This is a genomic window from Streptococcus sp. NLN76, assembly GCF_015686645.1.
In the GTDB taxonomy this organism is placed as follows: domain Bacteria; phylum Bacillota; class Bacilli; order Lactobacillales; family Streptococcaceae; genus Streptococcus.
In genome coordinates this window covers 1-8,100 of the sequence record NZ_JADPMS010000061.1, presented here as the reverse complement: position 1 = coordinate 8,100, position 8,100 = coordinate 1, and the positions used below count along the sequence as shown (strand labels likewise).

Below are 8,100 nucleotides of genomic sequence, written 5' to 3'. Positions count from 1 at the left end.
CAACTCTGTCAGACGTTATGACGAAGAATACAAAGCCTATTACCAGAAGAAGTGTCAAGAAGTACCAAAAAACAAACATAAACGAGCTCTCGTCTTAACTGCTAGAAAATTTGTGCGTCTGGTGGATGTGCTACTACGCAACCGCCAACTCTATACGCCACCAAGGAGGCTTATGGAAGATACCTATTAGGATCTGCACACTCCTTGAAAATCTAGTGAAAATTGATTGAAAAACATCATTTTTCGCTAGCTCTTTTCAGTGCGTCCTTTTTTCTGAAAAAAAGAGTAACTGCTCAGAACTTTGAACTTGACTTTTCACCACTAGACTTTCATCTACATACAATCTGGAAATTCAAAAAGAGTGAGATATTTTTTAGATATTGTTTTCAAAAATCAAAACTCAATTTTTCACAACGTGTACATTCACTAAGTATTTAAAATCATTTAAATATAATTTCTAATACATCGATGTAGTTCTCAAAGCCGATTAATTAGGGCACTAAATGTTATCGACTTTACAACTACCAACAGTTTAACATCTTAATAAAAAAACAACTCATAAAATAAAGTTTAATTATAAAAAGAACCATCATCATACATTTATTCTAGTTCCTTAAACTTTTTTCAAAAAAATATTGACAAGTGGTAATCTCTCATTTATAATTTGTCTATACAAGTTTAACAAACGCTTTCAAAAGGAGATCTTATGAAAAACGATGTTTCTAAAATCGTTGAAGCCATTGGTGGCAAGGACAACATCAACAGTGTAACCCACTGTGTGACCCGTCTTCGCTTTATTTTAAAAGATGAAGGGCAAGTAGATGAGTCTGCTCTCGATCAAATTGATTTGGTTAAGGGACAATTCTCTGCCAATGGTCAATACCAAGTCATCATCGGTCCTGGTATCGTTGATAAAGCTTACGATGAATTGGTAGCTCAAACAGGTGCACAAGCTGTATCTAAGGAAGAAGCCAAGGAACAAGCTGCCCAAGATTTGAACCCACTTCAAAAATTGGTGAAATTGTTGGGGGATGTTTTTGTACCAATCCTACCAGCGATCATTTCTTCTGGTTTGCTTTTGGGGATTAACAATGTTCTTACCCAACCAGGAATCTTTGGAGCGCAATCCATTGTTGAAATGTATCCTGGTTTCGCTGGATTTGCTGGTATTGTTAACTTTATCGCAGCAACATCCTTTATCTTTATCCCAGCTCTTGTTGGTTGGTCAGCTATGACCCGCTTCGGTGGTTCTCCACTCTTGGGGATCGTTCTTGGTTTGGTCCTTTGCCACCCTGGATTGACTTCTCAATATGCTTTGTTTGATGCAAACACTGGTGGACTTGCTGAAATTCCAACTTGGGATCTCTTCGGTATTCCTGTTCAACAAATGAACTACCAGGCTCAAGTTCTACCATCTCTCTTTGCGGCTTTCATTTTGGCTAATGTGGAACAATGGTTGAACAAACGTGTTCCAGATAGCTTGAAACTCTTGGTGGTTGCTCCTGTTTCACTCTTGGTTACTGGTTTCCTTGCCTTCACAGTTATTGGTCCTGTGACCATGTGGTTGGCGACTCAAATCACAAACATCATGATGGCTATCTTCAGTACAGCTGGCTGGTTGGGAGGTCTCATCTACGGTACCTTCTACGCACCGCTTGTTATCACTGGTATGCACCACATGTTCCTCCCAGTTGACCTTCAATTGGTGGCATCTGAAAATGGAACCTTCTTGTGGCCTATCCTTGTTATGTCTAACGTAGCTCAAGGATCTGCAGCCCTTGCTATGATGTTAATTTTCCGTAAAAACAAAGATAGCAAAAACGAAAGCATGGCGCTTACTTCTGCCATCTCTGCATGGTTGGGAGTTACTGAACCAGCCATCTTCGGGGTAACTCTTCGCCATAAATCTGCCTTCCTAGCAGCAATGGTTTCAGCCGGAATTGCCGGAGCCCTTCTCGGTTCTGTACCAGTTCTTGCTAACTCTGTCGGTATCGGTGGTATCCCTGGTATCCTCTCCATCGTTCCACAATATTGGGGTATTTTCGCCCTTGGATTGGCTATCGTTATCGCCCTTCCAATCGTTCTAACGTTTGTTTTCATTCGCTTTGAGAAGAAGAAATAAGACTTGATTTATAAGGGGTGAGGTTGGGACAACAGTTTCAACCTCATTATTATAGTTTGCTATATAATTTTGACGCAGTGGTTGATTGGCATTTTCTTTCGCCTTGCAGGCTCTGAAAACAGCCTAATCAACTGTGCGAAGGTGGGAGTGAAACGGTCTGGGGAGAGACCGTTTCAGCTTACAACCTGAAATACGGACTTGTAACGAACAAGATTTCAACATCTTGTTCTGTCCCACTCTCCCCTTTTTTTAGAAAGGTGTTTTCATGAAAGATTCAATATTTTCCAAAGTTGTTTACCAAATTTATCCTAAATCCTTTAACGATAGCAACGGCGATGGTTTTGGGGATTTGCCGGGTATTATTGAGAAGCTTCCTTATTTGAAAAAATTAGGAGTAGATATTCTCTGGCTCAACCCTTTCTATGTGTCTCCTCAAAATGACAATGGTTATGACATCGCGGATTACCGGGCCATCGATCCCCGCTTCGGAACCATGGAAGACTTTGAGGAATTGGCCCGCCAAGCCAAGGAACTAGGGATGGGAATCATGCTGGATATGGTGCTCAACCACACGTCAACAGAGCACGAGTGGTTCCAAAAAGCACTAGCCGGTGATGAAAAATACCAAGCCTACTACTATATCCGGGAACCTAAGGAAGATGGGAGTCTTCCAACTAACTGGCAATCCAAATTTGGTGGGCCCGCATGGCAACCTTTCGGCAACACAGGCAAGTATTACATGAACCTCTACGATAAAACCCAGGCAGACTTGGATTGGCATAATCCAGAAGTTCGTAAGGAACTCTACGATGTCGTCAACTTCTGGCGGGAAAAAGGAGCCTCTGGCTTCCGCTTTGACGTGATCAATGTGATTGGTAAGGATGAACTTCTTGTGGATAGTCTCAATGAGCAACAAGAAAAAGGGCTCTATACGGACACCCCAATTGTCCATGACTACTTGCAAGAAATGAACCAGGCTAGCTTCGGACAGGATCCCACTATCGTAACGGTCGGTGAGATGTCCTCAACCACCATTGACAACTGTATCCTTTACACCAGACCAGACCGTCATGAGCTCTCTATGACCTTTAGTTTTCACCACCTAAAAGTCGACTACAAAGATGGCGACAAATGGCAAAACCAGGCTATGGACTTCGCAGAGTTGAAACGAATTCTCAACGACTGGCAGGTAGGAATGGATCAAGGCGGCGGCTGCAATGCGGTCTTCTGGAATAATCATGATCAACCACGCGCTCTAACCCGCTTCACCAACGACCAAGAATACCGAGTGGAGTCTGCTAAACTGTTGGCTCAAGCCATCCACATGATGAAGGGGGTCCCTTACATCTATATGGGGGAAGAAATCGGAATGACGGATCCTGGCTTCACCAGCATGGACCAGTACAAAGATATTGAAAGTATCAATGCTTACCAAATGCTCTTGGATCGAGGCTTGACTGCCGAAGAAGCTTTTGAAGTTATTCAAGTTAAATCCCGTGACAACAGCCGGACACCGATCCAATGGGATACGTCTGAGAATGCAGGATTCACCACCGGTCAACCTTGGCTAGAAGTTGCAAACAACTACCAAGAGATTAATGTTGAACAAGAATTAGCTCAAGGAAGCATCTTCTCTTACTACCAAGACTTAATCCGCCTCCGCAAAGAGTTGGCTATTATCCAGGAAGGTTCTTACCACCCTCTCTTAACCGACCACCCACAAGTATTGGCTTACAAGCGTCAATTAGGGAATCAAGAATTGATTGTCTTCAACAATTTCTATGGCCAAGTGACAACTGTCCCAATGGAAGGCACCAACTACGAATACCTCCTAGGAAATTACGGCCAGCGAGAAGCTGAACAGTCCTTGAAACTCCGTCCGTATGAGACCGTCGCTTTCCTGAGTCGTTAGCCTATGACTGAAAAAAAGTACCAGGTCATCTATGACCAACTAAAAAATGAAATCCGACAAGGCATTTACAGCCAAGGGGAACTGCTCCCTTCTGAGATGGACCTCTGCCAGCACTTTGAGACTTCTCGCGAAACCCTTCGCAAATCCTTACAGCTCCTACAAAACGATGCTTACATTCAAAAAATTCGTGGGAAAGGATCCATTGTCATCTACGATCCTTCCCTCAATTTTGAATTAGCCAGTCTAACCAGTTTCCAAGAAATCAACGACGGCCTCAACCACGCCTACAAAACTAAAGTTGCTGTCTTTGAAAAAATCAAGGCCAAAGACTACCCAGATGTCAAATCTGCTCTACAACTAAGGGACTTTGATCCCGTCATCCGGGTGGTTCGCCTTCGAAAAAAAGGGGCCAAGGTCAACATCGTTGATATTGATTTCTTTAACCCCCAACTCATAACGGGACTTACAGAGGAAATCGCCCAGAAGTCCATCTACCACTACATTGAACAAGACTTGGGCTTGGTCATTAGCCACTCGGCTAAAACCATTACTTTCCAACCAGCCAATCAAGTTCTCCAGGACTACTTCCAAAATCTGGATCCAGCTTACCTAGCCCTGGTGGAAGCAACCGTCTTCCTAGGTGACGGTCAGCCCTTCCAGTACAACCAATCCCACCATAGACCCTCGTCCTTCAAGTTCACCAATTTTTCTCGAAGACAACCATAAAGAAAACACACGATAAAAATCTTACCCTCTGTGAAAGAAAAGGCAATGTTTTTATCGTGTGTTATTTTATATGCAAAAGACGGCTAATATCAAAGTTCTTTTCCGTTAAGGTAGTTAGACGATTTGCAGTGCTTCAATTTATTCGAGAAAAAGTTCCAGAATAAGTTTCTGCATAATTTGGAACTAAATAGATTGAATTTGCAGCGGTGTCATAAGAAAATCGTGGTAACCCTGAAGTATGAGCATCATTAGAGGTAGGGCTAATAAAAGCAGTATCTTGCCAATAACCATAACCATTCAAAATGTAGAGATCACGACTTAATTGCTGACGTGCCTCTTCTGAAATGTGTTCTCCTTCAGCCATTTGAATAGCAAGAGATCCATTCGCTCCAACTGTGATTTGATTACCATACTCATCTTGCCATGTTCCAGCTAGTGATGAAAAGTCGCCAGCAAGGAATGGTTCTGGATTATAGGGAACATCTGGAAGATTTCCCTGTGAACCAACAACACCGTCTGATGATTTGCTCTGAACTGGCGTCTCAGTACTTACGGATGCTCCAACTGCTTCACCCTGTTCTACAGTTGAGCTAGGTGTAACAGAGTAAGAGGAATTTTCCTGATTTGCTGCACCAGTAGATTTTTCACTATTATTAGAAGACTTCTTAGTTGAACTCGTTACCTTGCTTACTGATGAACTTGATTGTTGTGTCTTGCTTAAAGAGCTAGATACTGTAGATTCAGATTGTCGGTTATTAGAACAACCAGCCAAAACAAGCAGGGCTAAAAGTGTAATAGTTGTCTTTTTCATCGATAGACCTTTCTTTAGTTGATAGCAATATATCTTCTGATGCCTGAAGCTGAAACATAACTAAGCCAGTTGCGACCTTCTGCATTCAAAACTTTATCATAATTTACAGACATACCAGGGTTATATTGAGCCAACGTTACAGAAGACATCCGAGGTTCATTTTTTACATATCCGACAGCTGTAAAAGTATAGCTTCCACTAGATGGAATATTAGAAGTGCTTGGTTTATTCAGCTGATCAGAAGGTGAGGCTGTACCAGAAGAAAGCTTTTCAACGGCAATATAGCGACGATTTCCTTGATATGACAAATAACTAATCCAGCGATAGCCGTCAGCATCTAATACTTTATCATAATTCACTGAGGAACCTGCCTCATAGTATGCTAAATCTGTTGCTGAATAACGTGATTCTGATTTAATTCCTAATCTATGGGTAAATGTATAAGTACCACTAGCAGGAAGCTTTGCTTCTGAAGATGGAGTTGATGCATTATTTGTTGGCGCTGTACTTGAAGTAATAGGTTTACTATTAGACTCAGACGAAGACAATTTAACCAATGGTATATAACGACGATTTCCTTGATATGATAGATAGCTAAGCCAGCGATAGCCGTCAGCATCTAATATTTTATCATAATTCACTGAAGAACCTGCTTCATAATAAGCCATATCTGGTGCAGTAAATTTGGGTTCTGATTTAATTGGTGCTTTGGAAGTAAAAGTATAAGTTCCTGATGGAGCTAGATTTCCAGTATTAACTGGGCTGTTTGAAGAATTTCCTGAATTACCATTACCATTTGGAGGTGTAGTCAAATCTTTAAAATGAATGAAACCCGTTACAGATGAAATAGGAATACTTCTGCGATAATATCCATAGCTCCAGTTATAGTTGTATTCTTCAATAACTACTGTATTGCCTCTTACTTCAGCTACCCAAGCAACATGACCATATAATATCAGAAGCACCAAAAGATCCTTTACCAAACCAAGCTACTGAACCTACGGCAGGCACCTTATCTACATAACCTCCACGCGAAGGTGCATTCAATCCCCAATCTGCTCCATTACCTAGATAAGCAACATTGGAAAAACCATTCGTTTCTGCTAAACGGAAAGCAACAAATGAGGTACATTGTCTTACAGGATAACCCCATCTATCTAAATCAGTTGAGATATTCCCATTTTTCCAGCGATAATTATCTCCAATATAATTTCCGGTATTTGCAGTCCTAAATGGACTTGTTTGTCTACCCAAATTCTTTTTTGTCTCTGATTTTGAATCTTTTTCTAGTGATTCAACTACAATTTCATCCTTATCAATTTTAATACTATTCTGTTCTGAACTACCTTCTGGAGATATTTCATTTTCCGATGTAGGTATTGAATCTTTTGAAGTAATTACTGTACCATCTGCATTTTCTCGAGCAACTTTTTTGTTAATATCATTTTCAGGAAGTTCATTTACTGGTATTTCTTTATTCTCAGTATCAATGTCTTTAACTTGTTCTGCTTTAGCTTCTAAAATTGAACTGTTCTCAAAAATTACAGAAGGTTGAATGTGATGCGACAGGTTTGTTTCTTCATTTTGGGAAGACACTTCTGAAGACAAGTTAGTCGTATCACTTGTTGTCAATAAAACTTCACTTTGTGATACATTCTCAGTAACTTCGTCAGCGGATACAGTCTGTGGAACACCCAACATAACTACTCCAACCATAACTGAAATTAAACCAACCGAATATTTTCTAAAAGAAAATCTTTTCTTTAACTGATAATCTAGATGAAACAAGATTCATTTCTCCTTTGTTTTTACTTTTTCTTTTCACTGGTCCAACATCTAAATCAGCGAAATCAGTTTATAACAAAAAAGACTTCCTTATAAAATTGTTACGAATCCGTAACAAGAGAAATAGTATCCTTAATTTGACCCTCTAGATTGTAACATTCGAGAAATTGAGCGATTCGTAAACATTCCTCCAGATCCTTCATTGCCCCCTTGTTACCTTGCATGTAGCGCATTTGAGCTTTGATAAATTTCAGTTGCAGTCGAGCCATTAGATTGTTCTCTAATATTGAAAGGTTATCTAGCTGCCGAATAAACTTAGCAGTGACTGTAAATTCTTCACGATCCAAAAGAATTCCGGCAAGATTCAATAAAATCAAGTAAATTCTATTTCTATTTTCAGGTATTGTATTATAAAATTGAACCCGTTGTGCTAGTTAATCCTGGAAATAATAAAAAACTTTGCGTATCATAAACTCAAAACCACCATGAATTGAGGACATGATATGCAAAGCCAAGTACATTATCTCGCGAATCCATCACAAACACAAGTAGTTTTCAATAAAATTTTGGTTAAAGTGACAGATCTATACGAGAAATATGTTCCAGAATCGGTTCGTTTTCGTAAGAATGTCCATTTGCAACTTCAACCAGATGTTATCTTGATTTCTAGCTACATTTGGGCTTTACAACAAGGTTGTAGATCAGCTAATGCTATTTATCGCGCAATTCGTACTAACTTGTTTC

6 protein-coding genes and 3 pseudogenes are annotated in these 8,100 nt (G+C 40.3%); 5 read left to right on the top strand and 4 right to left on the bottom strand.

Translation table 11 applies throughout. The features are described 5' to 3' along the window. The 4 genes and pseudogenes from I1A59_RS08705 to treR all read left to right on the top strand — a co-directional run. Window positions 1–190: pseudogene (locus I1A59_RS08705) on the top strand (IS110 family transposase); the annotation flags it as partial. 516 nt (window positions 191–706) lie between these two features. Further along, window positions 707–2,122, top strand: a complete 1,416-nt coding sequence (gene treP, locus I1A59_RS08700) for a PTS system trehalose-specific EIIBC component (protein ID WP_196092385.1) — start codon at window positions 707–709, stop codon at window positions 2,120–2,122. A 265-nt stretch (window positions 2,123–2,387) separates the two neighbouring features. Next, entirely contained in the window at window positions 2,388–4,034 is a 1,647-nt protein-coding gene (gene treC / locus I1A59_RS08695; RefSeq protein WP_196092384.1) for an alpha,alpha-phosphotrehalase, read from the top strand. A gap of 3 nt (window positions 4,035–4,037) precedes the next feature. After that, window positions 4,038–4,760, top strand: coding sequence for a trehalose operon repressor (gene treR / locus I1A59_RS08690; RefSeq protein ID WP_196092383.1), 723 nt, complete (start codon window positions 4,038–4,040; stop codon window positions 4,758–4,760). A 133-nt stretch (window positions 4,761–4,893) separates the two neighbouring features. On the opposite strand, the gene I1A59_RS08685 is transcribed toward treR, so the two are convergent. The 4 genes and pseudogenes from I1A59_RS08685 to I1A59_RS08670 all read right to left on the bottom strand — a co-directional run. Then, window positions 4,894–5,571, bottom strand: a complete 678-nt coding sequence (locus I1A59_RS08685) for a DUF6287 domain-containing protein (protein ID WP_196092382.1) — start codon at window positions 5,569–5,571, stop codon at window positions 4,894–4,896. Window positions 5,572–5,585: 14 nt separating this feature from the next. Continuing rightward, entirely contained in the window at window positions 5,586–6,554 is a 969-nt protein-coding gene (locus tag I1A59_RS08680; RefSeq protein WP_196092381.1) for an SH3 domain-containing protein, read from the bottom strand. Continuing rightward, complete coding sequence (locus I1A59_RS08675) at window positions 6,496–7,359, bottom strand: YSIRK-type signal peptide-containing protein (protein WP_196092380.1); 864 nt, start codon at window positions 7,357–7,359, stop codon at window positions 6,496–6,498. Before I1A59_RS08675 ends, I1A59_RS08680 begins: the two co-directional genes overlap by 59 nt. 98 nt (window positions 7,360–7,457) lie before the next feature. Further along, window positions 7,458–7,775, bottom strand: a pseudogene (locus I1A59_RS08670) (Rgg/GadR/MutR family transcriptional regulator); the annotation flags it as partial. 84 nt (window positions 7,776–7,859) lie between these two features. Here I1A59_RS08670 and I1A59_RS09545 point away from each other — a divergent pair. Further along, a pseudogene (locus I1A59_RS09545) lies at window positions 7,860–8,100 on the top strand (IS982 family transposase); the annotation flags it as partial.